This window comes from Variovorax soli, from assembly GCF_031454625.1.
In the GTDB taxonomy this organism is placed as follows: Bacteria; Pseudomonadota; Gammaproteobacteria; order Burkholderiales; family Burkholderiaceae_C; genus Variovorax; species Variovorax soli_A.
In genome coordinates, this window is the sequence record NZ_JAVDRF010000002.1 from 445,125 (window position 1) to 470,460 (window position 25,336).

22 protein-coding genes and 2 tRNA genes are annotated in these 25,336 nt (G+C 66.9%); 20 read left to right on the forward strand and 4 right to left on the reverse strand.

Annotated features, from left to right (window positions below; genetic code table 11):
- Positions 1 to 141: 141 nt before the first annotated feature.
- The 5 genes from J2739_RS06030 to rimO all read left to right on the forward strand — a co-directional run bounded on the left by J2739_RS06030 (position 142) and on the right by rimO (position 5,121).
- Complete coding sequence (locus J2739_RS06030; protein WP_309899965.1) at positions 142 to 2,346, forward strand: RelA/SpoT family protein; 2,205 nt, start codon at positions 142 to 144, stop codon at positions 2,344 to 2,346.
- 59 nt (positions 2,347 to 2,405) lie between these two features.
- A tRNA-Val gene (locus J2739_RS06035) sits at positions 2,406 to 2,482 on the forward strand.
- Positions 2,483 to 2,673: 191 nt separating this feature from the next.
- Positions 2,674 to 3,042 (forward strand): hypothetical protein, encoded by a 369-nt coding sequence (locus tag J2739_RS06040; protein WP_309899539.1) that lies wholly within the window; start codon positions 2,674 to 2,676, stop codon positions 3,040 to 3,042.
- Positions 3,043 to 3,108: 66 nt separating this feature from the next.
- Entirely contained in the window at positions 3,109 to 3,696 is a 588-nt protein-coding gene (gene phaR / locus J2739_RS06045; RefSeq protein ID WP_309899542.1) for a polyhydroxyalkanoate synthesis repressor PhaR, read from the forward strand.
- A gap of 18 nt (positions 3,697 to 3,714) precedes the next feature.
- Positions 3,715 to 5,121, forward strand: a complete 1,407-nt coding sequence (gene rimO, locus J2739_RS06050; RefSeq protein ID WP_309899544.1) for a 30S ribosomal protein S12 methylthiotransferase RimO — start codon at positions 3,715 to 3,717, stop codon at positions 5,119 to 5,121.
- An 81-nt stretch (positions 5,122 to 5,202) separates the two neighbouring features.
- Here rimO and J2739_RS06055 read toward each other — a convergent pair.
- Positions 5,203 to 5,287, reverse strand: a tRNA-Leu gene (locus J2739_RS06055).
- A gap of 76 nt (positions 5,288 to 5,363) precedes the next feature.
- Between J2739_RS06055 and rnr the strand changes: the two genes are divergently transcribed.
- Complete coding sequence (gene rnr / locus J2739_RS06060; protein ID WP_405053835.1) at positions 5,364 to 7,637, forward strand: ribonuclease R; 2,274 nt, start codon at positions 5,364 to 5,366, stop codon at positions 7,635 to 7,637.
- A 13-nt stretch (positions 7,638 to 7,650) separates the two neighbouring features.
- Positions 7,651 to 8,412, forward strand: a complete 762-nt coding sequence (locus J2739_RS06065) for an SDR family oxidoreductase (protein ID WP_309899546.1) — start codon at positions 7,651 to 7,653, stop codon at positions 8,410 to 8,412.
- Positions 8,413 to 8,424: 12 nt separating this feature from the next.
- On the opposite strand, the gene J2739_RS06070 is transcribed toward J2739_RS06065, so the two are convergent.
- The 3 genes from J2739_RS06070 to J2739_RS06080 are packed head-to-tail and all read right to left on the reverse strand — an operon-like array spanning position 8,425 to position 12,550.
- Complete coding sequence (locus J2739_RS06070; RefSeq protein ID WP_309899548.1) at positions 8,425 to 9,885, reverse strand: NAD(P)H-hydrate dehydratase; 1,461 nt, start codon at positions 9,883 to 9,885, stop codon at positions 8,425 to 8,427.
- Positions 9,886 to 9,918: 33 nt separating this feature from the next.
- Positions 9,919 to 11,175: a D-amino acid dehydrogenase gene (locus J2739_RS06075; RefSeq protein ID WP_309899550.1), complete on the reverse strand. Its 1,257-nt coding sequence runs from the start codon at positions 11,173 to 11,175 to the stop codon at positions 9,919 to 9,921.
- Between the two features lie 43 nt (positions 11,176 to 11,218).
- Positions 11,219 to 12,550, reverse strand: coding sequence for an amidase (locus J2739_RS06080; RefSeq protein ID WP_309899551.1), 1,332 nt, complete (start codon positions 12,548 to 12,550; stop codon positions 11,219 to 11,221).
- Positions 12,551 to 12,734: 184 nt separating this feature from the next.
- Here J2739_RS06080 and rpsB point away from each other — a divergent pair, with 184 nt between their 5' ends.
- From rpsB to lpxA, 13 genes are all read left to right on the forward strand, one after another.
- Positions 12,735 to 13,490 carry a 30S ribosomal protein S2 gene (gene rpsB, locus J2739_RS06085; protein ID WP_309899553.1) on the forward strand — a complete coding sequence of 252 codons (756 nt, stop codon included), beginning with the start codon at positions 12,735 to 12,737 and terminating at the stop codon, positions 13,488 to 13,490.
- 112 nt (positions 13,491 to 13,602) lie between these two features.
- Positions 13,603 to 14,529 carry a translation elongation factor Ts gene (tsf, locus tag J2739_RS06090; RefSeq protein WP_309899554.1) on the forward strand — a complete coding sequence of 309 codons (927 nt, stop codon included), beginning with the start codon at positions 13,603 to 13,605 and terminating at the stop codon, positions 14,527 to 14,529.
- A gap of 93 nt (positions 14,530 to 14,622) precedes the next feature.
- Positions 14,623 to 15,345 carry a UMP kinase gene (gene pyrH, locus J2739_RS06095; protein ID WP_309899556.1) on the forward strand — a complete coding sequence of 241 codons (723 nt, stop codon included), beginning with the start codon at positions 14,623 to 14,625 and terminating at the stop codon, positions 15,343 to 15,345.
- A gap of 12 nt (positions 15,346 to 15,357) precedes the next feature.
- On the forward strand, positions 15,358 to 15,918 hold the full coding sequence (gene frr / locus J2739_RS06100) for a ribosome recycling factor (protein ID WP_309899558.1): 561 nt from the start codon (positions 15,358 to 15,360) through the stop codon (positions 15,916 to 15,918).
- Between the two features lies 1 nt (position 15,919).
- On the forward strand, positions 15,920 to 16,657 hold the full coding sequence (gene uppS / locus J2739_RS06105) for a polyprenyl diphosphate synthase (RefSeq protein ID WP_309899560.1): 738 nt from the start codon (positions 15,920 to 15,922) through the stop codon (positions 16,655 to 16,657).
- Positions 16,658 to 16,662: 5 nt separating this feature from the next.
- On the forward strand, positions 16,663 to 17,508 hold the full coding sequence (locus J2739_RS06110) for a phosphatidate cytidylyltransferase (protein WP_309899561.1): 846 nt from the start codon (positions 16,663 to 16,665) through the stop codon (positions 17,506 to 17,508).
- Positions 17,509 to 17,513: 5 nt separating this feature from the next.
- Positions 17,514 to 18,695, forward strand: a complete 1,182-nt coding sequence (gene ispC, locus J2739_RS06115; protein WP_405053842.1) for a 1-deoxy-D-xylulose-5-phosphate reductoisomerase — start codon at positions 17,514 to 17,516, stop codon at positions 18,693 to 18,695.
- Between the two features lie 34 nt (positions 18,696 to 18,729).
- A complete protein-coding gene (gene rseP, locus J2739_RS06120) occupies positions 18,730 to 20,100 on the forward strand; it encodes an RIP metalloprotease RseP (RefSeq protein ID WP_309899565.1) in 1,371 nt (456 codons plus the stop codon).
- Positions 20,101 to 20,138: 38 nt separating this feature from the next.
- Positions 20,139 to 22,559 (forward strand): outer membrane protein assembly factor BamA, encoded by a 2,421-nt coding sequence (gene bamA / locus J2739_RS06125; protein WP_309899567.1) that lies wholly within the window; start codon positions 20,139 to 20,141, stop codon positions 22,557 to 22,559.
- The gene (locus J2739_RS06130) at positions 22,559 to 23,086 is read left to right on the forward strand and encodes an OmpH/Skp family outer membrane protein (RefSeq protein ID WP_309899569.1); all 528 of its coding nucleotides are present in this window, start codon (positions 22,559 to 22,561) and stop codon (positions 23,084 to 23,086) included. The genes bamA and J2739_RS06130 overlap by 1 nt, the downstream gene beginning before the upstream one ends.
- Positions 23,087 to 23,100: 14 nt before the next feature.
- Positions 23,101 to 24,087 carry a UDP-3-O-(3-hydroxymyristoyl)glucosamine N-acyltransferase gene (gene lpxD, locus J2739_RS06135; RefSeq protein ID WP_309899571.1) on the forward strand — a complete coding sequence of 329 codons (987 nt, stop codon included), beginning with the start codon at positions 23,101 to 23,103 and terminating at the stop codon, positions 24,085 to 24,087.
- Entirely contained in the window at positions 24,084 to 24,527 is a 444-nt protein-coding gene (fabZ, locus tag J2739_RS06140; RefSeq protein WP_309899574.1) for a 3-hydroxyacyl-ACP dehydratase FabZ, read from the forward strand. Before lpxD ends, fabZ begins: the two co-directional genes overlap by 4 nt.
- 16 nt (positions 24,528 to 24,543) lie before the next feature.
- Positions 24,544 to 25,332, forward strand: a complete 789-nt coding sequence (gene lpxA / locus J2739_RS06145) for an acyl-ACP--UDP-N-acetylglucosamine O-acyltransferase (RefSeq protein ID WP_309899576.1) — start codon at positions 24,544 to 24,546, stop codon at positions 25,330 to 25,332.
- Positions 25,333 to 25,336: the final 4 nt, after the last annotated feature.

Below are 25,336 nucleotides of genomic sequence, written 5' to 3' on the forward strand. Positions count from 1 at the left end.
ATGATCAATCTCCGGATGAATTAGGATGCAACGAGCCCATTATCTTCATCGTGACTGCCCGCGTTCCATGATCGAGTCTGCCGTTTATCGCACCCTCTGGGAGGGATTGAGCGAGTGAAGCGCGAACAACCCGGCCTGTCGATGTCCGGTGCTTCAGTGGTCGACTATCCGCTCTCGGCCGCGACCGCGGAGCGCACCCCGGTGCAGGAGAACATGCTCGCGCGGGCGCGTGCGTTCGCCGAGCCCCTGATCGCCGACGAGACGCTGGACACCGGCGAGAACACGCTCGCGCATGCCGACGCCGTGGCCGCCATCGTTGCGGCGATGGGCGGGTCGGAGGCCATGCAGGCGGCCAGCTACCTGGTCTATTCCTGCCAGCACCTGAACCGGCCGCAGGAAGTGATCGCCAAGGTCTTCGGCGACAACTTCGCGTCGCTCGCCGTCGAGACCACCAAGCTCGTGCACGTGCAGAAGCAGGCGCGCTCGGTCACGGCCAACGCGCATCTCGGCGACGGCGCCGGCACGCAGACCGAGTACGTGCGCAAGATGCTGCTCGCGTTCTCGCGCGATCTGCGCGTGGTGATGTTGCGGCTCGCGTCGCGGCTGCAGACGCTGCGCTATGCGGCCGCCTCGAAGCAGCCGGTGCCCGAGAGCGTGGCGCGCGAATCCCTGCAGGTGTTCGCGCCGCTGGCGAACCGGCTGGGCATCTGGCAGGTGAAGTGGGAGATCGAGGACCTGTCTTTCCGCTTCCTCGAGCCGGAGACCTACAAGCTCATCGCGCGACTGCTCGACGAGAAGCGCGTGGAGCGCGAAGGCTATGTGGAGCAGCTGCGCGCCCGGCTCGAGCGCGAGCTGGCCGCGGAAGGCGTCAAGGCCACGGTGCAGGGGCGCCCCAAGAACATCTACAGCATCGTCAAGAAGATGCGCGGCAAATCGCTGGACTTCGCGCAGGTCTTCGACATCCTGGCGTTGCGCGTGGTGGTGGCCGACGTGAAGGACTGCTATGCGGCGCTGGCATGGGTGCATTCGCACTTCCAGCCGCTGGATGAGGAGTTCGACGACTACATCGCGCGCCCCAAGCCGAACGGCTACCAGTCGCTGCACACGGTCGTTCGCGAGGTGGTGAACGGCCAGGCAGGCAAGCCGATCGAGATCCAGATCCGGACCGAGGAGATGCACGATCACGCCGAGCACGGCGTGGCTGCGCATTGGGCTTACAAGGAAGCGGGCCACAAGGGCTACGCCGGCGTCTGGGCGAGCGGCGAGTACGACGCCAAGATCGCGGTGCTGCGCCAGCTGCTGGCCTGGGAGCGCGACCTTTCGGGCGGCTCGCAGGGACAAGGCCTGTTCGACGATCGCATCTACGTGCTGACGCCCGATGCCGCCATCGTCGAGCTGCCCCAGGGCGCGACGGCAGTCGACTTCGCGTACACGGTGCACACGAGCCTGGGCCATCGCTGCCGCGGCGCGCGCGTCGACGGCGCGATGGTGCCGCTGAACACGCCGCTGCAGAACGGGCAGACGGTCGAGATCATCGCGGCGAAGGAGGGCGGTCCTTCGCGCGACTGGCTCAATGCGGAGCTGGGCTACCTCGCAAGCCATCGCGCACGTGCCAAGGTGCGGGCCTGGTTCAACGCGCAGATCACGCACGAGACGGTGGCGCGCGGTCGCGAGGCGGTCGAGAAGGTGCTGCAGCGTGAGGGCAAGACCGCGCTCAAGCTCGACGACCTGGCGTCGCAGCTTGGCTTCAAGTCGGCGGACCACTTGTTCGAGGTGGTCGGCAAGGACGAGTTTTCGCTGCGCAACATCGAGATGCTGCTGCGTCCGCCGGAACCGGCGCCGGGACCCGACGACGGCGTCATCATCAAGAAGGCGCGCGCGGGCGAAAGCTCGGGCAAGGGCGGCGTGCTCGTGGTAGGCGTTTCTTCGCTGATGACGCAGCTCGCCAAGTGCTGCAAGCCGGCGCCGCCGGATCCGATCCGCGGGTTCGTGACGCGCGGCCACGGCGTCAGCATCCATCGCGCCGACTGCAGCAACTTCCGCATGATGGCGGGGCGCGATGCCGAGCGCGTGATCGACGTCGAGTGGGCCGAACCGCGCGCCGGGAGTGCCTCGGTCTATGCGGTCGACGTGGCGGTGGAGGCCACCGATCGCCAGGGACTGTTGCGCGACATCTCCGATGTGTTCGCACGCGAGAAGATGAACGTGATCGGCGTGCAGACGCAGTCCGTGAAGGGAACGGCGTGGATGACCTTCACCATCGAGATCGCCGATGCCGGGCGACTGACGCAGGTGCTGGGCGTGGTCCGCGCGGTGGCCGGCGTACGTTCCGCACGACGCCGCTGAGGTGACGGGAAAAAGCGCTCTCGCTGCCTGCTATACTTCGGCCTCTCGAACAAACTCACAGGCGCGTAGCTCAGCTGGTTAGAGCACCACCTTGACATGGTGGGGGTCGTTGGTTCGAGTCCAATCGCGCCTACCAATCTTTCCCCGATCGCAGCAGCCGCACCAACCAAGCGGTTGCCTAGCGGCTGCGGCCCTTCGCCGTACTTCTGCCGCCCGGTCGGGAGCGTGCACCCCGCATGGTCTACTGCCTTCGTCGACTGGCGGGTACGCCGACAGTTGTGGTAACTTGGCCGTCCACATCACCACTTCATTCGACCCAGGGAAACGATGACCACGCCAGAGGCTGAGGCCGGTCCGGCACTCGAGGAGCACCGCCTCGCCGCCTTGCTGCGGCAGGCTCCACTGGAGTTCGCGCGCGTGGTCTACGGACTGAACGACCGCGCCAATGGGCGCGCCGGCACCATGGCGGCCGAGGACGTCGCGCGAACGGTGCGGCAGGGATCGCCCGTCACGCGGGAGCGTGCAGAGCAGCGTGCGCGCGGCTATCTGCCACTGGCCGGCCATGAGCATTGCCCGCGCTGCTGGGTCTTCAACGGCGTCAAGAGTCCCTTGCACTTCCGCGAGGCCAGCGATGAACGTCCCGAGTCGGCGGTGTGCAAGGTGTGCGGCGCCGAGTACGCCACCGCGCTCGATTGAAGGCCATTCCGGTCAGGGTAAACCTTGGCGCGGTGCAGCAAAACCGCTCCCTAGAATGGTTTGCGCATGAAGGCGATAAACCTCAAGGAGTCCGTAGTGCAGAGCAAGAAATCCGCCGGCGAAACACCGACGCAGCGGGTGATCAAGAAATATCCCAACCGCAGGCTCTACGACACGGAAACCTCCGCCTACATCACGCTCACCGAGGTGAGGCAGCTGGTCATGAGCAAGTCGCCATTCGTGGTGCGCGACGCCAAGACCGGCGACGATCTCACGCGCAGCATCCTGCTGCAGATCATCCTCGAGGAGGAGGCCGGCGGCGCGCCGATGTTCACCGAACAGGTTCTTTCGAACATCATCCGCTTCTACGGCCATGCCATGCAGGGTTACATGGGGCCTTACCTCGAGAAGAACATCCAGGCCATGGCGGAAGTGCAGGCGCAACTGGCCGAGAAGGCGCAGGCGCTGACGCCCGAGATGTGGGCACGCTTCATGACCATGCAGTCGCCCATGCTGCAGGGACTGATGGGCAACTATGTCGAGCAGTCGAAGAACGTGTTCCTGCAGATGCAGGAGCAGATGCAGAAAAACACAGAGCAGGTGCTGGGCGCGTTCGGCATCAAGCGACCCCCGGGCGGCCAGACGGACCGTTAGCTGGGACAATAGGGGGTTATGAGCGAAGTCGCCTCCCCTGAACCTATTGCCGTCCCGGCCACCCCCAAGGTCGGTTTCGTGAGCCTCGGCTGCCCCAAGGCACTCACGGACTCCGAACTGATCCTGACCCAATTGAGCGCCGAGGGCTACCAGACCTCCAAGACCTTCGAGGGCGCCGACCTGGTGATCGTCAACACCTGCGGCTTCATCGACGATGCGGTCAAGGAGAGCCTGGACACCATCGGAGAGGCGCTGGCCGAGAACGGCCGAGTGATCGTGACCGGCTGCCTGGGCGCGAAGGCAGGCGAAGGCGGCGGCAACCTGGTGCGCCAGATGCATCCCAGCGTGCTGGCCGTTACCGGCCCCCATGCAACGCAGGAGGTGATGGATGCGGTGCACGCCAACCTGCCCAAGCCGCACGACCCCTTCATCGACCTGGTGCCGCAGGCCTTCGGCATCGCCGGCCTGAAGCTGACGCCGCGGCACTACGCCTATCTGAAGATCAGCGAGGGCTGCAACCATCGCTGCACCTTCTGCATCATCCCCTCGATGCGCGGCGATCTGGTGTCTCGCCCCGTGGGCGATGTGCTCGCCGAGGCCAAGGCCCTGTTCGAAGGCGGCGTGAAGGAACTGCTGGTGATCAGCCAAGACACCTCCGCCTACGGCGTCGATGTCAAGTACCGCACCGGCTTCTGGGACGGCAAGCCGGTCAAAACGCGCATGCTGGAGCTGGTGCGCACGCTGGGCGAGATCGCCGAGCCCTATGGCGCCTGGGTGCGGCTGCACTATGTGTACCCCTATCCCAGCGTCGACGAGATCATTCCGCTGATGGCAAGCGGCCGCGTGCTGCCTTATCTCGACGTGCCCCTGCAGCACAGCCATCCCGAGGTCCTGCGCCGCATGAAGCGGCCGGCCAGCGGCGAGAAGAACCTGGAGCGCATCGCGCGCTGGCGCGAGGTGTGCCCCGAGCTGGTGATCCGCAGCACCTTCATCGCCGGCTTTCCCGGCGAGACGGAAGAGGAGTTCGAGCATCTGCTCGACTTCATCCGCGAGGCTGAGATCGACCGCGCGGGCTGTTTCGCGTACAGCCCCGTCCAGGGCGCGGCCGCCAACGACATCCCGGGCATGCTGCCGGGGGGGGAACGCGAGGCGCGGCGTGCGCGCTTCATGGAAGTCGCCGAGGCGGTGTCGATCGCGAAGCTGCGCAGGCGCATCGGCGCCACCATGCAGGTGCTGGTCGATTCAGCGCCGGCCCTCGGGCGCAAGGGCGGCGTCGGGCGGACCTATGCCGATGCCCCCGAAATCGACGGCACCGTGCGGCTGCTGCCACCCGAGAAGATCAGCAAGACCATGAAGGTCGGCGACTTCACGCGTGCGCGCATCGTGGGCGCCGAGGGGCACGACCTGATCGCGCTGCCTGTCTAATGCGGTTTTTGACAGACAAGGAAAAAGCCACCGGAGGCCGGTGGCTTGAATCGAAGATGACCCGATGGGTTTATCTAAACTTGGTGCCCAGAAGAGGACTCGAACCTCCACGATGTTACTCGCTAGTACCTGAAACTAGTGCGTCTACCAATTCCGCCATCTGGGCCCACTTGCTGCTTGGAGGCTAGCCCCTCGCAACAGGTTTTGAATTTCAGGAAAGAAAGAGAGTATATATCAAGAATTTGAGTCAATCCGGCGGACTGCTGGACGAAGTCGAAGGCACGGTGCAAGGTCATCGCGACGGGCACGGTTTCGTGCAGCGCGACGACGGCGAAGCCGACATCTATCTGCCTTCCAACGAGATGCGCGCGGTGCTGCACAAGGACCGTGTCAAGGCGCGCGTCGTGCGCCAGGACCGCCGCGGCCGGCCCGAGGGCCGCGTGGTCGAGATCATCGAGCGGCCCGAGCAGCCGATCATCGGCCGCCTGCTGCACGAAGGGGGCATCTGGCTGGTCGCGCCGGAGGACAAGCGCTACGGCCAGGACGTGCTGATCCCCAAGGGCGCGACCGGCACTGCCAAAGTCGGCCAGGTGGTGGTCGTGCAACTCACCGAGCCGCCCGCATTGTTCGGCCAGCCGGTCGGCCGCGTGAAGGAAGTCCTGGGCGAGATCGACGATCCCGGCATGGAAATCGAGATCGCCGTGCGCAAGTACGGCGTGCCGCACGAGTTCTCCGAAGCCTGCCTGGCCGAGGCCAAGGCGCTTCCCGACAAGGTGCGCGCGATCGACAAGAAAGGGCGGGTCGACCTCACCGATGTGCCGCTCGTCACCATCGACGGCGAGGACGCGCGTGACTTCGACGACGCCGTCTACTGCGAACCCGCGAAGGTGGGCCGGGGCAAGGGGTGGCGCCTGCTGGTCGCGATCGCGGATGTCAGCGCCTATGTGCACACCGGTTCATCTATCGACATCGATGCCTACGATCGCGCCACCAGCGTCTACTTCCCGCGCCGTGTGATCCCCATGCTGCCCGAGAAGCTGTCCAATGGCCTGTGCTCGCTCAACCCCGAGGTCGAGCGCCTGTGCATGGTGTGCGACATGCTGGTGGCGGCCGACGGCGAGCTCTACGCCTACCAGTTCTATCCGGCCGTCATGTGGAGCCATGCGCGCTTCACCTATACGGAGGTGGCCGCGATCCTCGGCAACACGCGCGGGCCTGAGGCGGCCAAGCGCAAGGAGCGGGTGAAGGACCTGCTGAACCTGCACGATGTGTATCGCGCACTGCTCTCGCAGCGCAGCAAGCGTGGCGCGGTCGACTTCGAAACGACTGAAACGCAGATCATCTGCGACGAAGCCGGCCGCATCGAAAAGATCGTCCCGCGCACCCGCAACGAGGCGCACCGCCTGATCGAAGAGGCCATGCTCGCAGCCAACGTCTGCAGTGCGGACTTCATCGCCGAGGGCAAACATCCCGGGCTGTACCGCGTGCACGAGGGCCCGACGCCCGAGAAGAAGGAGATCCTGCGCGGCTACCTCAAGGCCATGGGCGTGGGCCTGTCGATCACCGACGACCCCAAGCCCGGCGAGTTCCAGGCCATCGCCCAGGCGACCAAGGAACGGCCTGACGCGCAGCAGATCCACACCATGCTGCTGCGCTCGATGCAGCAGGCGATCTACACGCCGATCAACAGCGGGCACTTCGGGCTGGCCTACGAGGCCTACACGCACTTCACGAGCCCGATCCGGCGCTATCCGGATTTGCTGGTGCATCGGGTGATCAAGGCCATCCTGGGCAAGACCAGGTACCAGCTGCCGATGCTGCCGACGCCCGGCGAGGCGCATGCCAAGCTCGCGAAGCGCCTGGCATCGCGCGTGAAGGCCCCGACGGCCAAGCCCCAGAAGGCGACCGTTGCGCCGAGCAAGGAGGTGCTGGCCTGGGAAGCGGCCGGCCTGCATTGCAGCGCCAACGAACGGCGCGCCGACGAGGCCAGCCGTGACGTCGAAGCCTGGCTCAAGTGCAAGTACATGCGCGAGCACCTGGGCGAAGAGTACGGCGGCGTGGTCACCGCGGCCACCACCTTCGGCATCTTCGTCACCCTCGATGCGATGTACGTCGAAGGCCTGGTGCACATCACCGAGCTGGGTGGCGAATACTTCAAGTTCGACGAGCAGCGGCAGGAACTGCGCGGCGAGCGCACCGGCATCCGCTATGCCATCGGCACCCGCGTGCGCGTGCAGGTGAGCCGCGTCGACCTCGATGGCCGCAAGATCGACTTCCGCCTGGTGCGCGAGGGCGAGGAGCTGAGTGCCCGTGCCTTGAAGGACAAGGGCGTCGCGACCGGCGGCATGCCGGCCAAGGCCTCGACCAAGCGCGGCGCGCGCAAGAAGCCCGAAACTCAGTCGGTCGAGCGCAGCGAACACGCCGCCGGCGCGGCTCCGCAGTCGGCAATGCAGGCTTTCCGCTCGGCCGTCAAGAAAGCGGCCAACAAAATGAAGGGGCGCAAGCCGCGCCGTTGAAGGAGAAGCGAAGATGAGTGCAGAGAAGAAGAGCCGCATCGCGATCGTCACGGGCGCGGGCAGCGGCATTGGCCGGTCTGCCGCTCTGGCCCTGCTGGGCGACGGCTGGAGCGTGGTGCTCGCGGGCCGCAGGCTGGAGCCACTGGACCAAGTGGCCGGCGAGTCGGGTGCCGGCGCGCGTGCGTTCGCGGTGCCGACGGACGTGGCCGATCCCGAATCGGTACAGGCTTTGTTCGCCGCCGCGGTGGAGCGCTTCGGCCGTGTCGACCTGCTGTTCAACAATGCCGGCGTCGGCAATCCGCCTGGACCTTTCGAGGCGTGGACGCCCGAGCAATGGCGGGGCGTCGTCGACATCAACCTCAACGGGATGTTCTACTGCATCCAGCAGGCCTTCCGCACCATGCAGGCGCAGACGCCGCGCGGCGGCCGCATCATCAACAACGGGTCGATCTCCGCCACTGCGCCGCGGCCCAATTCCATCGCCTACACCGCGACCAAGCACGCGGTGGAGGGACTGACCAAGACCGCCTCGCTCGACGGCCGCAAGCATGACATCGCGGTCGGGCAGATCGACGTGGGCAACGCCATGACCGACCTGGCCGCGCGCATGGCCAAGGGGGTGCCGCAGGCCAACGGCGAGATCGCGATCGAACCGGTGATGGACGTGTCCATCGTCGGCCAGTCCGTTCTGTACATGGCGAACCTGCCGCTGGAAGCCAACGTGCTGTTCCACACGGTCATGGCGACCAAGATGCCCTTCGTCGGGCGCGGCTAGGCGCGCTCTTCTTCAGCTGCGCGCCAGCGCGCCGGCGGTGAGCGGCAGGCCTGCTGGCCAGCGGTCGGCGCGGTCGCCGTGCAGCCATACGGCCTCGCAGGCGGCAACCATTGCGGGTCGGCCGGCCGCCAGGCTGGCGCCGATCATGCCGGCCAGCACGTCGCCCGTGCCCGCGGTCGCGAGCCGCGCGTTGCCGGTGGGATTGATCACCGGCGTCTCTCCCGCCGCTGTCACGAGGGTGCCCGAACCCTTGAGGACGACCGTGGCGCCGAAGCGTTCCGCCAGCCGTTGTGCGGCGTGCAGCCGATCCGCCTGCACCTCGGCCGCGCCGGTGCCCAGCAGGCGTGCGGCTTCGAGGGGATGCGGCGTGAGGACCGTGGCGCGCCCGGCGCGCGCGCGTGCGCCGAGCAACGCCTGCAGGGCGCCATCGCCGGCGATGGCGTTGAGCGCATCGGCATCGAGCACCAGCGCCCGGGCCTCTGCAAGCACCCGCGGCAGCAGGTCGTGCACCGCCGTGCCGCCGCCGCAGCCGCACACCACGGTCATGGCCGCCAGCTCGAGCGCCTCGGGGCGCCGGAACATCAGCTCCGGCTGCGTCGTGTCGAGCGGCACGAGCCCGGCATCGAGCGGCGCGACATAGACGCGGCCGGCGCCGGCATGCAGCGCCGCCGTGGCCGCCAGCAGGGCGGCTCCCGCCATTCCCGGAGCGCCGCCGATCACTGCGACATCGCCGTAGCTTCCCTTGTGCGAGGCATGCGGCCGCGCCATCACCGGCAACTCGCCGGGCAGCCGGGCAGTGGGCGGCTCGGCCCCGGGTGCCGCCTCCAGATCGTCGAACCAGAGCTCGCCGCTGGCGTCGCGTCCTTGCGCCATGAAAAGGCCCGGCTTGAGCGTCAGCAGACTGAGGCACAGGCGGCGGGGCTCGCGTCCTGATCCGCCAGGCGAAGCGAGGAAGTCCAGCGACAGCACGCCGGTGTCGGCATTCAGACCCGAAGGCGTGTCCACGCTGAGCACGGGTGCGGTGCCGGCATGCATGCGCCGCAACCAGTCGGCCATAGGCCCTTCCGGCGCGCGGGTGGCGCCCAGGCCGAGCAGGGCGTCGACTGCGAGATCGGCATGCGCGGGCGGCGCGTCCGCGAAGCGCACGCCGGCATCGAGCGCGCGTTGCAGCGAGGCGGCTGCGTCGGCCGGCAGGCCAGCGTCGTTGCCGACGCGGGTGACGACCGGCGCGAAGCCGCGCTGCTGCAACTGCGCGGCCGCCTCGAAGCCGTCGCCCCCATTGTTGCCGGGGCCGCAGGCGATCCAGATCGTGCGCGCGTGCGGCGCCGTCGTTATGGCGAGCCGCGCGACGGCGAGCCCGGCCCGCTGCATCAGCATGTGGCGCGGCAGAGTGGCTGCTGTCGCCTGCTCGATCCGGCGCGAAGCGGCGATGCCGAACAGCGGGGCAGCGGTGGCGGCGGTGATGCGTTGCATGTCAGGCCCTTCCGTCTTGCCGTCAGTGGGTCCCTAGTGTTGCAGCAAACGCTCGATGCCCAGGCCCTCGAGATCGATCCCAGGATCGCGGCCTCCCATCAGGTCGGCCAGCAACCGCGCGCTGCCGCAGGACAAGGCCCAGCCGCTCGAGCCGTGCCCCAGGTTGAGCCAGATGCCCGGCACGCCGCTCGGGCCGATGATCGGCGGACCGTCGGGCAGCATCGGCCGCGCGCCCTTCCACTGCTGGACGCCGGCCTGCAGGGTGACCGCGCCCGGGAACCAGTCATGGAGCACCTTGTAGAGCGTACCCAGCGCGTCGGGGTGCATGCTGTCGAGCGAGCCGCCCAGTTCGGCACTGCCTGCCACCCGCACGCGCAGGCCGAGACGGGAGATCGCGACCTTGTAGCGCTCGTCCATCACGGCGCTGCGCGGCGCGTTGAGCGGTTCGCGGATGTTGGCGCTGATCGAATGGCCGTAGACCGGCGCCAGCGGGATGTGCAGGCCCAACGGCCGCAACAAGCCGGCCGAGGCCACGCCGGCGCACACCACCACGGCGTCGAAGCGGTGGCCTTCGGAGCCGCTGGCCAGCCGCAGTTCGGTCGGCGCGGCGCGGTTGAGCGGCGCGAGATCGCAGTTGAAATGGAACTGGGCGCCCAGGGCCTCGGCCTCCCACTTCAGCAGCAGGGCGAACTGGCGGCAGTTGGCCACTTCGTCGTCCGGCAGGTGGATGGCGCCGGCCAGCGCGGTGTCGGTGCTGAGCGCGGGCTCGATGCGCCGCGCCTCGTCGGCATCGACTTCGCGAAAGCTGCTGCCGGCCTGCCGCAGCACCTCGAGCCCGGCCTGCACCAGCTTCTTCTCGCGCTTGGACCGCAGCAGCACCAGGTAACCGTCGCTGCGCTCGTAGCTGAGTTCCCGCGCCTCGGTGATCTCGTGCAGCCGTGTGCGGCTGTAGAAGGCCAGCCGCTGCATGCGCGCGCGGTTGGCCAGGTAGCTTTCGAGCTGGCAGGCGCGCTGCCAGCGCGCCATCCAGCCCAGGTCGCGCCGGCTGAGGGGCCAGCGCAGCTTGACCGCGCCGTGGGTGGAAAGCAGCGAACGCAGCACCTTGGCGCGCATGCCCGGCGCCGCCCAGGGCGTGACATAGCCGGGTGCCACGACGCCGGCATTGGCGAAGCTGGATTCCTCGGCGGCGGCGCCGCGGCGCTCGAAGACCATGACTTCATGTCCGTCCGAGGCCAACTCCCAGGCGGTGGTGACGCCGATGATGCCGGCGCCCACGATCGCGATTTTCATTCGGTTCTTCGGGTGAGATGAGAGGCGTTGCCCGCGGGGCGCGCTAATGCGTGGCTTGCAACGCGCGCTCCACCTGCAGCGCGATCGCCAGCACCGCATCGTCGTGCAGCGCGGCATGCCAGAGCATGAAGCCGACCGGCAGTTCGCCCTTGGCATGACAGGGCAGGGAGAGCGCGCAGCCGTCGAGCATGTTCACCACGGACGGGTTGCGCAGCAGCAGTGCGTTGATGCGAAAGAAGGCCTCGTCGCGCTCCGCGCCGGGCGCCACGTTGGCCAGGGGCGGCGCGACCATCGGTACCGTGGGCGAAAGCAGGGCATCGTAGGGTGCGAGCGCGCGTTCCATGCGGGCGATCCAGCCGCGGCGCGCATGCACGAGCTCGATGTATTCGTGCGCCTTCATCGTCGCGCCCTTCAGGATGCGCTGCGCCACCCGAGGGTCGTAGCCGGCGCCGCTGCGTTCAAGCAGCAGGCGGTGCCAGGCATAGGCCTCGGCGGCGGAGAAGCCACCTGTGGCATTGATCGAGCGCAGATCCGCAAGCTCCGGCAGCGCGATTTCCTCGATGCGGGCGCCGGCGGCACTCAGCGTGCGCAGCGTGCGCTCGAAGGCGCGGGCGACGGCGGGCTCGATCTCCTCGAAGAACAGATCCTTGACCACCGCCAGCCGGTAGGCGGACAGCGGCGCCGTGCCGGCGGTGACGCGGCGGGCCGCCAGGATTTCGTGGGCGGTGATCGCGTCGCGGACCGAGCGCGTCATGGCGCAGACCGTGTCCAGCGTGGTCGACAGAGGCAGCGCGCCCTCTGTGGGCACCAGTCGCGCCGTGTTCTTGAAGCCGACGACGCCGTTCAGCGCTGCCGGGATGCGGATGGAGCCGCCGGTGTCGGAACCCAGCCCGATGAAAGCCGCGCCGCTGGCCACCGAGATCGCGGCGCCCGAGGAGGAGCCGCCCGGGATGCGCGGCGTGGCGGAATCGCTGAGATTCGCGGGGGTGCCGTGGTGTGGATTGACGCCGACGCCTGAAAAGGCGAATTCGGTCATGTTGGTCCGGCCCAGCAGGCTGCCGCCCGCGGCACGGAGGCGGGCCACGGCGGGGGCGTCGGCCTTCGCCGCCGGGGCGTGGGCCAGCACCACCGAGCCGGCAGGCGTCGGCTGCCCGGCGAGATCGAACAGGTCCTTGGTCGAAAAAGCAAGCCCGGCCAGGCGCTGCGCGGGCTGCGCCAGCGCGGCCGCTTGGCGCGCCGACTCGAACATCGTCCTGGTGAAGGCGTGCTGGCAGGCCGGGGCGCTGGCCGCCGCGATGGAATGCTCCATCTCGGTGCGCGCGTCGGAGGCGCCAGCCAGCAGGGACAGGCGGATGGCGTGCAGGTCAGGGCGCATGGTGTGGAGTGGCTGCGAGCAAGGAGGAAGGGGTGGTGGTGCGTGCTATACTCTGCGGGTTTCACCCTGGGTCTTTTCCCAGCGCAAAACACATCCGCAAACCAGCCCATTCGAGGTGTTGCGGGCCTCACGAGAGGACCGCAAAACGGGCTGGATTTTAGACCCAACCTTTGGAGTTATTCCTATGTCGACGACCATGCGCGAAATGCTGGAAGCCGGTGTCCATTTCGGGCACCAGACGCGCTTCTGGAACCCCAAGATGGCCCCGTACATCTTCGGCCATCGCAACAAGATCCACATCATCAATCTGGAAAAAACGCTTCCGATGTTCCAGGAAGCGATGAAGTACGCCAAGCAGCTCACCGCCAACCGCGGCACCATCCTGATGGTCGGTACCAAGCGCCAGGCCCGTGAGATCGTGGCGGCCGAGGCACGTCGGGCCGGCGTCCCCTTCGTCGACACCCGCTGGCTCGGCGGCATGCTGACCAACTTCAAGACCGTCAAGACCTCCATCAAGCGTCTGAAGGACATGAAGGCCCAGCAGGAAGCCGGCCTCGACAGCCTCAGCAAGAAGGAGCAGCTCACCTTCAACCGCGAGATCGAGAAGCTCGAGAAGGACATCGGCGGCATCCAGGACATGGCCGCGCTGCCCGATGCCATCTTCGTGATCGACGTGGGCTTCCACAAGATTGCCGTGGCCGAGGCCAAGAAGCTGGGCATTCCGCTGATCGGCGTGGTGGACTCCAACCATTCGCCCGAGGGCATCGACTACGTGATCCCCGGCAACGACGACTCGTCCAAGGCCGTCACGCTGTACGCCCGCGGCATCGCAGATGCCATCATCGAAGGCCGTGCCAGCGCCGTCAGCGATGTCGTCAAGGCCGTGGCCGAGGGCAATTCCGATGAGTTCGTCGAGGTCGAAGAGGGCGCTTCGGCCTGATTCGCGCCCGCGAGCGCCTGAAGAAGGGGCTTCGATGCCCCTTTTTTTTAACTTGATTTTCGCGGCGCCCCGTGCGGGCCGCCGCAGCTGCTAAACCGAACGGAGAAACGAGATGGCAACAATCACCGCAAGCATGGTCGGCGAACTGCGCGCAAAGACCGACGCCCCGATGATGGAGTGCAAGAAGGCGCTGACCGAGGCAGACGGCAACATGGAAAAGGCCGAAGAGCTGCTGCGCATCAAGCTGGGCAACAAGGCGGGCAAGGCTTCGAGCCGCATCACGGCCGAGGGCGTGGTGACCGCCTATGCCGAAGGCGGCGTCGGCGCCATGGTCGAGATCAACTGCGAGACGGACTTCGTGTCGAAGAACGACAGCTTCCTCGCGCTGGCCAACGCCGCGGCGATGCTGGTCGCGAAGCACAACCCCCCGGATCTGGCTGCCCTGGCAGCGCTGCCCTACGAGCAGGACAGCTTCGGCCCGACGCTGGAAGACGTGCGCAAGGGGCTGATCGGCAAGATCGGCGAGAACATGAGCTTCCGCCGTTTCAAGCGCTTCGCCGGCAACGGCAAGCTCGCCTCCTACCTGCACGGCACGCGCATCGGCGTGATGGTCGAGTTCGAAGGCGACGACACGGCAGCCAAGGATGTGGCGATGCACGTGGCCGCCATGAAGCCGGTCGCGATCACGAGCTCGGACGTCCCCGCGGAGCTGATCGAAAAGGAACGCGCCGTGGCAGCTGGCAAGGCCGAGGAGGACCGCAAGGCCGCCGAAGCCGCCGGCAAGCAGCCGCAGCCGGCCGACATCGTGGCCAAGCGCATCGAAGGTGGCGTGCAGAAGTACCTCAAGGAGGTCTCGCTGCACAACCAGCCCTTCGTCAAGAACGACAAGCAGACCGTCGAGCAGATGCTCAAGGCCGCCAGCACGTCGATCAAGAGCTTCACGCTCTACGTCGTCGGAGAAGGCATCGAGAAGAAGGTCGACGACTTCGCTGCCGAAGTGGCGGCGCAGGTTGCGGCCGCCAAGGCGGCGGCTGCCTGAGCGGCACGACCTGGCGGCGGCGCGCGAAGCGCGTTGCCGCTTCTTCACACTCACGTTTTAAACTCGGCCCGCCTACCTCAAAGGAATCCCCTCATGCTCGAAACCCGTCCGGCCCACAAGCGAATCTTGTTGAAGCTGTCGGGCGAGGCCTTGATGGGTGACGATGCTTTCGGCATCAACCGCGCGACCATCGTGCGCATGGTCGAGGAGGTGGCCGAGGTGGTGAACATGGGTGTCGAAGTCGCCATCGTGATCGGCGGCGGCAACATCTTCCGCGGTGTGGCCGGCGGATCGGTGGGCATGGACCGCGCCACCGCCGACTACATGGGCATGCTGGCGACCGTGATGAACGCGCTGGCCCTGGCCGATGCCATGAACAAGCAGGGGCTGATCGCACGTGTGATGTCGGCCATCGCCATCGAGCAGGTGGTGGAGCCCTACGTGCGCCCCAAGGCCCTGCAGTATCTCGAAGAGGGCAAGGTCGTGATCTTCGCGGCCGGTACCGGCAATCCCTTCTTCACGACCGACACCGCAGCGGCGCTGCGGGGCGCCGAAATCGGCGCGGAGCTCGTGCTCAAGGCCACCAAGGTGGATGGCGTCTATACCTCCGACCCGAAGAAGGACCTGGACGCGAAGCGCTACGCGCGCCTGAGCTTCGACGAGGCCATTGCGAAGAATCTCGGCATCATGGACGCCACGGCCTTCGCGCTGTGCCGCGACCAGAATCTGCCGATCAAGGTGTTCTCGATCTTCAAGAACGGCGCGCTCAAGCGCGTCGTGATGGGCGAGGACGAAGGCACGCTCGTGCACGCGTAGGAGCAAGACAAGATGACCATCGCCGATATCCGCAGTGCGACCGACGCCAAGATGAACCAGTCGATCGCCGCATTCCAGAACAACCTCACCAAGATCCGCACCGGCCGCGCCAATCCTGCGCTGCTGGATTCGATCCACGTCGACTACTACGGCTCCTCGGTGCCGCTGTCGCAGGTGGCGAACGTGTCGCTGATCGACTCGCGCACGATCAGCGTCCAGCCTTGGGAAAAGGGCATGGGCGCGAAGATCGAAAAGGCCATCCGCGAGAGCGACCTGGGCCTGAACCCGGCTTCGATGGGCGACCTGCTCCGCGTGCCGATGCCTCCGATGAGCGAGGAACGCCGCAAGGAGATGACCAAGCTGGTTCGCACCGAGGGCGAGAACGCCAAGATCGCCACGCGCAACCTGCGCCGTGATGCCAACGATGCGATCAAGAAGCTGGTCAAGGAGAAACTGGCGTCGGAAGACGACCAGAAGCGCGCCGAGGCCGAGATCCAGAAAGTGACCGACCGCCACATCGTCGAGATCGACCGCCTGGTGGCGGCCAAAGAGGCGGAGATCATGGCTGTCTGAGATGAGCAATCCGAACGCCGCCGTGCCCCACCACATCGCCATCGTCATGGACGGCAATGGGCGCTGGGCCACGCGCCGCTTCCTGCCACGGGTGGCCGGCCACAAGCAGGGCGTCGAATCGCTGCGCCGTTGCGTGAAGGCCTGCGCCGATCGCGGCGTCGGTGTGCTCACGGTGTTCGCCTTCTCTTCCGAGAACTGGAATCGGCCCATCGAGGAGGTGTCGGGCCTGATGGACCTGATGGTCCTCGCCCTCGGCCGCGAGGTCCCGAAGCTGAGCCAGGACGGGGTGCGCCTGCACTTCGTCGGCGAGCGCGGCGGCCTTTCCGAGAAGATCGCCGCCGGGCTGCTGCAGGCGGAAGCCGCCACCGCTCACAACACGCGGCTGGTGCTCAACGTCTGCTTCAACTACGGCGGACGCTGGGACATCGCGCGGGCCGCGGCCCAACTCGCTGCGCGTGGCGAGCCGCTGACCGAAGCCAACCTCGACGCGGCGATGGCGCTGTCGCACGTGCCCGATCCCGACCTCTTCATCCGCACCGGCGGCGAACAGCGGCTGTCGAACTTCCTGCTGTGGCAGAGCGCCTACGCCGAGCTCTTCTTCAGCGACCGCCTCTGGCCCGAGTTCGACGAGGCCGCGCTGGATGAGGCCATCGAGGTCTACCGGCGCCGCGAGCGCCGCTTCGGCAAGACCTCTGCGCAAGTGACGGGCGGTGCGCGCCACGATCCCCAGGCCGCCTGAGCGCGATGCTCAAACAACGCATCATCACCGCGGTCGTCCTGTTGGCGATCCTGCTGCCTGCGCTGTTCTATCCCTCGCCGCTGCCCTTCGGCTGCGTGATGCTGGTGCTGATCGCGGCTGCGACCTGGGAGTGGGGCCGGCTCAACGGCTATTCCTCGCGCATGTCGGTTTTCTTCGGGATCGAAATGGCCTTGCTCTGCGTGCTGTCCTGGTGGCTCGGGCTGCTCCAGCGGCCGCTGCTGATCGTCTGGATCATCGCCAGCGGCGCCTGGGTCCTGGGCGGTGCGGCTTTGCTGCGCGCCGCCGTGCCGGGTTGGCCGCGCGTGCCTCGCGGCCTGCGCCTGGTGGGCGGGATGCTGATGCTGTGGGTGGCCTGGCTCGCCGTGGTGAAGGCCCGCATGGAGGGCGTCAATTTCCTGCTGTCGATCCTCGTTCTGGTCTGGGTGGCCGATGTGTTCGCCTATTTCGCCGGCCGTGCCTTCGGCCTTCGATTCACCCGGGGCAAGCTCGCGCCCAGCATCAGTCCCGGCAAGAGCTGGGAGGGCGTCTGGGGCGGCATGATCGGCGTCGTGGTGCTTGCGCTGGCCTGGGTCTGGGCAGACGCGGCTGCGCGCGCCGGCGTGGCCAGCCTCTACACGCGGTTGGCCGAGCGCGGCTGGTGGCTGCTGCTGATCGGCGTCCTGTTCCTGGCCGCGATGAGCGTCGTCGGTGACCTGGTCGAATCGCTGGTCAAGCGCAGCGCCGGCGCAAAGGACAGCAGCGCACTGCTGCCCGGCCATGGCGGCGTTCTCGACCGTGTCGACGCGCTGCTGCCCACGCTGCCCATCGCCATGATGCTGGCCTTCCTATGAATGGCATGAAACGCCAGCGCATCACCGTGCTCGGTTCGACCGGCTCCGTCGGCGTCAGCACGCTCGATGTGATCGCGCGGCATCCCGAACGCTTCGAGGTGTTCGCGCTGTCGGCGTCCACCAAGGTCGACGAACTGCTGGCTCAGTGCCGGCGCTTCGCCCCGAAGTTCGCGGTCATGGCCAGCGCACCGCATGCGCGGTTATTGGCCGACAAGCTCCGGCACACCGGGCTGCCCACGGAAGTGCTGCAAGGCGCGAGCGCCATCGAGACCGTTGCCTCGCATGAGGACTGCGATGCCGTCATGGCCGCCATCGTCGGCGCCGCCGGACTCGGGTCCTGCCTGGCCGCCGCCCGCGCCGGCAAGCGCCTGCTGCTCGCCAACAAGGAGGCGCTGGTGGTCGGCGGCGAGCTCTTCATGCGCACGGTGCGCGAGGGCGGGGCGACCTTGCTGCCCATCGACAGCGAGCATTCGGCCATCTTCCAATCGCTGCCGGAAGACCCGGCCACCTGGGCGCGGCGCATCGACAAGATCATCCTGACCGCCTCCGGCGGCCCGTTCCGTACGCGTGCGCCGGAAACACTCGCGACAGTCACGCCCGAACAGGCCTGCGCGCATCCGAACTGGGTCATGGGCCGCAAGATCTCGGTGGATTCGGCCACCATGATGAACAAGGCGCTCGAGGTGATCGAGGCCCGCCACCTGTTCGGCGTGATGCCGGAACAGATCGAGGTGGTGATCCATCCGCAGAGCGTGGTGCATTCGATGGTGCAGTTCACCGACGCCTCGGTGATCGCACAACTCGGCACGCCCGACATGCGGGTACCCATCGCCGTCGGGCTGGCCTGGCCCGAGCGCATCGAGAGCGGCGCGGCATCGCTCGATTTCCGTCAATTGGCCGCGCTGACCTTCGATGCGCCCGATGCCCAGCTCTTCCCCGGCCTGGGACTTGCCTGGGACGCGCTGCGGGCAGCCCCAGGCACGACCGCGGTGCTCAATGCAGCCAACGAGGTCGCGGTCGAGGCCTTCCTGCACCATCGCCTGCGCTTCGACCGCATCCATGCCGTGAACATGGAAACTTTGGAGATGGTCCTGCCCTCCAATCCGGCATCACTGGCCGACCTGCTGGCCCTGGACGCCAGCGCGAGGGCAGCGGCCAATGCGGCGGCACTGCGCTTTGCAGCCTGATGCTTTCCGAGCACACTGAAACCAGGGGACTTCCATGCTCACCGCTGTCGCCTTCATCGTCGCCCTGGGTCTGTTGATCGCCGTGCACGAATACGGCCACTACCGCGTGGCCGTGGCTTGCGGCGTCAAAGTGCTGCGTTTCTCTGTCGGCTTCGGCCACAAGCTCTTCAGCTGGAAGCCCCGGCGCCAGCATCCCGGGCAGGACACGGAGTTCGTGATCGCGGCTTTTCCTCTCGGCGGGTACGTGAAGATGCTCGACGAGCGCGAGGAGCCGGTGGCGCCGGAGGAGCGGCACCGCGCCTTCAACACCCAGCCGCTGCGTTCGCGCGCAGCCATCGTGGCCGCGGGCCCCATCGCCAACCTGCTCCTTGCCGTCGTGCTCTACACGGCGGTCAACTGGATCGGCGTCGAAGAACCCATCGCCAAGCTGGCACGTCCGGTGGCCGCTTCGCTGGCCGAGCAGGCCGGGTTGCGCGGCGGAGAGCACGTCGTGCGCGCCGGCTTCGGTGAAGACCTCGAACCGGTGCAGTCCTTCGAGGACCTGCGCTGGCGCATCACGCGCGGCGCGCTCGATGGCCGCGACCTCACGCTCGAGATCGCGGGCGAGGGCGGAGGGCCGGCGCGCGAGATCGCGCTTCCGCTCAGCCGGCTCGGCGCCAAGGATGCCGACGCTCAGATGTTCCGCAAGATCGGCGTGGTCGCGCCGCTCACCCGGGCCGAGATCGGCGAAGTGGTGGCAGGCAGCCCCGCTGAGCGCGCCGGTCTGCGCAACGGCGATCTGGTGCGCGCGGTCGGGGCGACCGCCATTGTCGATGGCCAGCAGTTGCGCGATGTGATTCGCGCCTCGGTCGACAACGGCCAGCCGCGTACCCAGGTGTGGCAGGTCGAGCGGCGTGGCACGCTGCAGCGCATCGAGGTCACACCCGAGGTGCGCGAGGAGGGTGCCAGCAAGTTCGGCCGCGTCGGCGCCTACGTGGGCTCGCCGCCGGAGATGGTGACCGTGCGGCAGGGCGTGGTGGATGGCGTCTGGCGAGGCGTGGTGCGCACCTGGGAAGTATCGGCGCTCACCGTGCGCATGATGGGCAAGATGCTGACCGGCGAAGCCTCGATCAAGAACCTGAGCGGACCGCTGACCATCGCCGACTATGCAGGCAAGTCGGCCAGCCTCGGACTCACGCAGTATCTCGTGTTCCTGGCACTCATCAGCGTGAGTCTTGGGGTGCTGAACCTCATGCCGCTGCCGGTCCTCGATGGAGGACACCTGATGTATTATCTTTGGGAGGGCCTGACCGGCAGGAGCGTCTCCGACGCTTGGATGGAACGGCTCCAGCGCGGCGGTGTCGCGTTGCTGCTGGTCATGATGTCGATCGCCATCTTCAACGATGTGACTCGACTCTTTGGTTAACTATCTGTCGGCCCTTTCGGCGCCGGCTCAAATCACAGATGAATAAGAAATTCAGTCGCTTTCGCCTGCGCAGCGTTGCCATGCTGGTCGCCAGCGCGCTCTCGGCCACTGCCGCCTGGGCCATCGAGCCCTTCACGGTGCGCGACATCCGAGTCGAAGGCCTGCAGCGCGTCGAGCCCGGCACCATCTTCGCTTCGCTGCCTCTTCGCGTGGGCGACACCTACAACGACGAGCGCGGCTCGGCTGCCATCCGCGCCCTGTTCGATTTGGGCCTGTTCAAGGACGTGCGCATCGACGTGGTCGACAACGTCCTGGTCGTCATCGTCGAGGAACGCCCCACCATCGCCGACGTGGACTTCGTGGGCACCAAGGAGTTCGACAAGGCTGCCTTGCAGAAGGCGCTGCGCGAAGTGGGCCTGGCCGACGGCCGCCCCTACGACAAGGCCTTGGCCGACCGCGCCGAGCAGGAGCTCAAGCGCCAGTACATCAGCCGCAGCCTCTACAACGCCCAGGTGGTGACCACCGTCACCCCGATCGAGCGCAACAGGGTCAACCTCACCTTCACCGTCACCGAGGGCGAGCCCGCGCGCATCCGCGAGGTCCACATCGTGGGCAACAAGGCCTTCAGTGAAGGCACCCTGCTCGACCTCTTCGACCAGGACGCGGGCGGCTGGATGAGCTGGTACACCAAGAGCAACCAGTACTCGCGCGCCAAGCTCAATGCCGACCTGGAGACCCTGCGCTCGTACTACATCACGCGCGGCTACCTGGAGTTCCGTATCGACTCCACGCAGGTGGCCATCTCGCCGGATCGCCAGGACCTGAGCATCACCGTCAACATCACCGAGGGCGAGAAGTTCGTCGTCGCCGGGGTCAAGCTCGAGGGCAACTACCTGGGGCGTGACGACGAGTTCAAGTCGCTGGTGACGATCAAGCCGGGCGAGCCCTACAACGGCGAGCAGGTGACCGAGACCACCAAGGCCTTCACAGACTACTTCGGCACCTTCGGCTACGCGTTCGCGCGGGTGCAGGCGGAACCGGAAATCGACCGGGTGAACAACCGGGTGACGCTGACCTTGAAGGCCGAGCCTTCGAGACGGGTGTATGTACGGCGCGTGGCAGTCGCGGGCAACAACAAGACGCGCGACGAGGTGATCCGGCGGGAGTTCCGCCAGTACGAGGCCTCGTGGTACGACGGCGACAAGATCAAGCTGTCGCGCGACCGGGTGGACCGCCTGGGCTTCTTCACCGACGTGAACGTGGAGACGCAGGAGGTGCCCGGCTCGCCGGACCAGGTGGACCTGGCGATCAGCGTGACCGAGAAGCCCACCGGTACGCTGCAGCTGGGTGCTGGTTTTTCGAGCGCCGAGAAGGTGTCCCTCACCTTCGGCATCGCGCAGGAGAACGTGTTCGGATCGGGCAACTACCTCGGACTTCAGGTCAACACCAGCAAGTACGCGCGCACGCTCTCGCTCACCACCACCGACCCGTACTTCACCAAGGACGGAATCTCCCGCACCTTCGGTGTGTTCCACACCACGACTCGTCCCTACTACAGCGTCGACGGCGACTACCGGCTGGTCAACGAGGGCGGCTCGGTCCGCTTCGGTGTTCCGTTCAGCGAGGTCGACACCATCTTCTTCGGCATCGGCCTCGAGCGCTACCGCTTCGACCCGGGCGGCAACGTCGCCTACCTGACGCCGCAGTCGTACCGCACCTACTTCGGCTGCACCGCCAATGCGTCGACGGGCTTGGTCACCGCTTGTGCCAACGACAGCGTCTGGGGCGTGCCGCTGTCCATCGGCTGGTCGCGCGACGATCGCGACAGTGCGCTGGTGCCGACTCGCGGCAAGCTCCAGCGCGCCAACCTCGAGGTCGGCGCCGGCGGCGACATGAAGTATTGGAAGTCCAGTTATTCGTACCAGCAGTTCTTCCCGATCAGCAAGCAGTACACCTTCGCGATCAACGGAGAAGTCGGCTACGCCAAGGCCTATGGCAACAAGCCTTATCCGATCTTCAAGAACTTCTATGCCGGCGGCCTGGGTTCGGTGCGCGGCTTCGAGCAGAACTCGCTCGGCCCCCGCGACGTGCCCTTGTTCGGACAGACCGAGGGCGCCGCGCTCGGCGGCACCAAGAAAGCCATCTTCAACATGGAGCTCAGCACGCCTTTCCCGGGCGCCGGCAATGACCGCACGCTGCGCCTCTATGGCTTCTTCGACGTGGGCAACGTGTTCGCCGGCTCGCGCGATTCGACCCTCTCGGACGCGCAATGGAAGGCCCAGCAGAAGCTGCGCGCCTCGGTCGGTCTCGGCATCAGCTGGATCTCGCCGCTGGGGCCCCTGCGCCTGGCCTATGCCATCCCGGTGAAGCAGCAGAAGGAAGACCTCACCGACCCATCGCATCCCATCCCGAAGGATAGAATCCAACGCCTGCAATTCCAGATCGGAACCTCCTTCTAATGACTCCTTTGCTTCGCGCCGCCGGTGCGCTGCTGATCCCCGCCTTCGCGCTCGTGGGTACGCCCGCGCAGGCGCAGGAAACCTTCCGCATCGGTTTCGTCAATCCCGATCGCGTGCTCCGAGAGGCCCAACCGGCCAAGGCCGCGCAGGCAAAGCTGGAGTCGGAATTCCTGAAGCGCGAAAAAGACCTGCAGGGACAGGGCGAGGCGCTCAAGGCCGCTTCCGAGAAGTTCGAGCGCGAGGCGCCGACCTTGTCCGAAAGCCAGCGTACCGCGCGCCAGCGCGCCTTGGTCGACCAGGACCGTGATTTCCAGCGCCGCCGCCGCGAGTTCCAGGAAGACCTCAACGCCCGCAAGAACGAAGAACTGCAGCAGGTCTACGAGCGCGCCAACCGCGTGGTCAAGCAGGTGGCCGAGGCCGAGAAGTACGACGCGATCCTGCAGGAAGCGATCTACATCAATCCCAAGCACGACATCACCGAGAAGGTGATCAAGGCGCTGAACGCGTCCGTTACCAACGGCAAGTGACGCCGTGAACCCGTGTGGCACTGCGGCTAGGCGCAATCGTTAAAGCCCTCGGGGGCGAACTCCAGGGAGATCCTGCGTTGTCGATCGAGCGCCTCGCGCCGCTGGCGACCGCGCAAGCCGATGCGCTCAGCTTCCTGAGCCATCCCAAATACCAGAAAGAGCTTGCGGCCTCGAAGGCCGGCTGCGTCATCGTGTCGCCGGCGATGCGCGATGCGGCGGCGGGGCGCGGCGCGTTCATCGTGACGCCCGATCCCTACCTGTACTTTGCCCGGCTGACGCAGCTCTGGAAGCAATCCCATGCGAAGCCGCAAGGCGCGCGCATCCATCCGAGCGCGGTGATCGACCCGGATGCTCAGATCGATTCGACGGCCCGCATCGGCGCGCTGTGCGTGGTCGAACGCGGCGCTCGCATCGGCGCGCAGACGGTGCTCGAGTCCAGGGTGACGGTGAGCGAGGACTGCGTCATCGGCGCGCGCTGCCTGCTGCATCCTGGCGTGGTGATCGGGGCCGATGGCTTCGGGCTCGCGTCGCACCAGGGCGCCTGGATCAAGATCGAGCAGCTGGGCGCGGTGCGCATCGGCGACGACGTGGAGATCGGTGCCAACACCTGCATCGACCGCGGTGCGCTCGAAGACACGGTGATCGAGGATGGCGTCAAACTCGACAACCTGATTCAGATCGGCCACAACGTGCGCGTGGGCCGGAACACCGCCATGGCCGGCTGCGTCGGCGTGGCGGGCAGTGCCGACATCGGCGCCAACTGCACCATCGGCGGCGGCGCGATCGTGCTGGGCCACCTCAAGATGGCGGACGGGGTGCACATCTCGGCCGCGACGGTGGTCACGCGCTCCATTCTCAAGCCGGGCCACTACACCGGCGTGTTTCCCATCGACGACAATGCCGCCTGGGAGAGAAACGCCGCGACCCTCAAACAACTGCACGCCCTGCGGGAACGCCTCAAGGCGCTGGAAAAATCGGCGATGCAGGACAAGCCATCATGAAGCTCGACATCCATCAGATCCTCAAACTACTGCCCCACCGTTACCCGTTCCTGCTGGTGGATCGTGTGCTCGAGATGGAAAAGGGCAAGCGCATCATGGCGCTCAAGAACGTGACCATGAACGAACCTTTCTTCAACGGTCACTTCCCGCACCGCCCGGTGATGCCCGGCGTGCTGATGCTGGAGGCGATGGCGCAGGCAGCGGCGCTGCTGTCCTTCCATTCCCTGGACATCGTTCCGGACGACAACACCGTGTACTACTTCGCTGCCATCGACGGCGCACGCTTCAAGCGCCCGGTGGAGCCCGGCGACCAGCTCACGATGGAGGTCGAGATCGAGCGCATGAAGGCCGGCATCTCCAAGTTCAAGGGCAGGGCACGGGTCGGCAGCGAGCTGGCCTGCGAGGCCAGCCTGATGTGTGCGATGCGCCAGATCAGCTGACGCTTCTCGAAAAGGCATGACCCAGGTTCATTCGACGGCCATCGTCGACCCCCAGGCCGAACTCGATCCGACGGTCAGCGTCGGCCCGTATTCCGTGATCGGCCCGCATGTGCGCGTCGGCGCCGGCACCACCATCGGATCGCACTGCGTGATCGAAGGCCGCACCACCATCGGCCGCGACAATCGGATCTTCCAGTTCGCATCGCTCGGGGCGATCCCGCAGGACAAGAAATACGCGGGGGAGCCCACCCGACTGGTCATCGGCGATCGCAACACCATCCGCGAGTTCTGCACCTTCAACATCGGCGTGCCGGGCGCGGGCGGCGTCACGCGCGTGGGCAGCGACAACTGGATCATGGCCTACACGCACATCGCGCACGATTGCCGGGTCGACGACCACACCACGCTGGCCAACAACACGACGCTGGCCGGCCACGTGCACCTGGCCGACTGGGTGACGGTGGGCGGCCTGACCGGCATCCATCAGTTCGTCTCGGTCGGCGCGCACGCCATGATCGGCTTCGCCAGCGCGGTCGCGCAGGACGTGCCGCCTTTCATGCTGGTCGACGGCAATCCGCTCGCGGTGCGCGGCTTCAACGTCGTCGGCCTGCGCCGGCGCGATTTTTCCGCGGCACGCCTTGCGGCCGTCAAGCAGATGCATCGGCTGCTCTACCGCCAGGGCAAGACCCTGGAGGAAGCGCGCGCCGCCATCGAGGTCCTGGCCACCGAGGTGCCCGAAGCGGCGGCCGACGTCGCCCTGATGAAAGCCTTCCTGGCCAGCGCCACGCGCGGCATCGCGCGCTGAGGAG

Bases quoted from the DNA above. Each gene is read 5' to 3' on its own strand.
- frr (WP_309899558.1), top strand. From the start codon at position 15,358: ATGACCATCGCCGATATCCGCAGTGCGACCGACGCCAAGATGAACCAG.
- rseP (WP_309899565.1), top strand. From the start codon at position 18,730: ATGCTCACCGCTGTCGCCTTCATCGTCGCCCTGGGTCTGTTGATCGCC.
- J2739_RS06030 (WP_309899965.1), top strand. From the start codon at position 142: ATGTCCGGTGCTTCAGTGGTCGACTATCCGCTCTCGGCCGCGACCGCG.
- bamA (WP_309899567.1), top strand. From the start codon at position 20,139: ATGAATAAGAAATTCAGTCGCTTTCGCCTGCGCAGCGTTGCCATGCTG.
- J2739_RS06130 (WP_309899569.1), top strand. From the start codon at position 22,559: ATGACTCCTTTGCTTCGCGCCGCCGGTGCGCTGCTGATCCCCGCCTTC.
- ispC (WP_405053842.1), top strand. From the start codon at position 17,514: ATGAAACGCCAGCGCATCACCGTGCTCGGTTCGACCGGCTCCGTCGGC.
- lpxA (WP_309899576.1), top strand. From the start codon at position 24,544: ATGACCCAGGTTCATTCGACGGCCATCGTCGACCCCCAGGCCGAACTC.
- rpsB (WP_309899553.1), top strand. From the start codon at position 12,735: ATGTCGACGACCATGCGCGAAATGCTGGAAGCCGGTGTCCATTTCGGG.
- J2739_RS06110 (WP_309899561.1), top strand. From the start codon at position 16,663: ATGCTCAAACAACGCATCATCACCGCGGTCGTCCTGTTGGCGATCCTG.
- uppS (WP_309899560.1), top strand. From the start codon at position 15,920: ATGAGCAATCCGAACGCCGCCGTGCCCCACCACATCGCCATCGTCATG.
- J2739_RS06075 (WP_309899550.1), bottom strand. From the start codon at position 11,175: ATGAAAATCGCGATCGTGGGCGCCGGCATCATCGGCGTCACCACCGCC.
- J2739_RS06040 (WP_309899539.1), top strand. From the start codon at position 2,674: ATGACCACGCCAGAGGCTGAGGCCGGTCCGGCACTCGAGGAGCACCGC.
- rimO (WP_309899544.1), top strand. From the start codon at position 3,715: ATGAGCGAAGTCGCCTCCCCTGAACCTATTGCCGTCCCGGCCACCCCC.
- J2739_RS06080 (WP_309899551.1), bottom strand. From the start codon at position 12,550: ATGCGCCCTGACCTGCACGCCATCCGCCTGTCCCTGCTGGCTGGCGCC.
- J2739_RS06070 (WP_309899548.1), bottom strand. From the start codon at position 9,885: ATGCAACGCATCACCGCCGCCACCGCTGCCCCGCTGTTCGGCATCGCC.
- fabZ (WP_309899574.1), top strand. From the start codon at position 24,084: ATGAAGCTCGACATCCATCAGATCCTCAAACTACTGCCCCACCGTTAC.
- tsf (WP_309899554.1), top strand. From the start codon at position 13,603: ATGGCAACAATCACCGCAAGCATGGTCGGCGAACTGCGCGCAAAGACC.
- pyrH (WP_309899556.1), top strand. From the start codon at position 14,623: ATGCTCGAAACCCGTCCGGCCCACAAGCGAATCTTGTTGAAGCTGTCG.
- phaR (WP_309899542.1), top strand. From the start codon at position 3,109: ATGAAGGCGATAAACCTCAAGGAGTCCGTAGTGCAGAGCAAGAAATCC.
- J2739_RS06065 (WP_309899546.1), top strand. From the start codon at position 7,651: ATGAGTGCAGAGAAGAAGAGCCGCATCGCGATCGTCACGGGCGCGGGC.